This is a genomic window from Streptomyces sp. ME19-01-6 (assembly GCF_033793745.1).
Classification (GTDB): Bacteria; Actinomycetota; Actinomycetes; order Streptomycetales; family Streptomycetaceae; genus Streptomyces.
Genome location: NZ_JARAXF010000147.1, coordinates 1 through 512 on the forward strand (window position 1 = coordinate 1; position 512 = coordinate 512).

The window sequence follows — 512 nt, forward strand, 5'->3', positions numbered from 1 at the left end:
CAGGGAGGTGTTGCACAGGATCGGCACACCCGTCGCTTCGACGAAAGCGGACAGCACATCGTGGATGAACGGGTTCTGCTCTCGGTTCACCGTCTGGACCCTGGCCGAACGGTCCAGGTGCGCGATGGCCGGCACAAGCTCCGCCCGATCACGGCGAACCAAAAACGTCTCCAGCATGTACGGCGATGTCCGGGGCGCCTCGAACCAATCGCCGAAATCCTCCTCACGAATCATGGGAGCGACAGGACGCCACCATTCCCGCTGCTTGATCCGGTTCAGTTCGTCCTTGGATTCGACCGTTCGCGGATCCGCCAGGATCGAGCGGTGCCCCAAGGCCCTCGGGCCCAGCTCCGCTCGACCGTCCACCCACACGACAGGACCCGCCCGCAGATCCTCGACAACCATCCGGGCATCCGCCGGCGTGACATCCGCGATGAACTCCTCGAACCCGGCCAGGGCCGCAGCGAGATCATCGTCGGAGTGCCCCAGATACGCCCCCGGGAACCTGAAAT

At 64.6% G+C, this 512-nt stretch carries 1 protein-coding gene; it reads right to left on the bottom strand.

Features of this window, described 5'->3' with window-relative positions; all coding sequences use genetic code 11:
- On the bottom strand, positions 1–512 hold a 512-nt coding region (locus tag PV419_RS53070), incomplete at both ends, for a carbamoyltransferase C-terminal domain-containing protein (protein ID WP_319701275.1).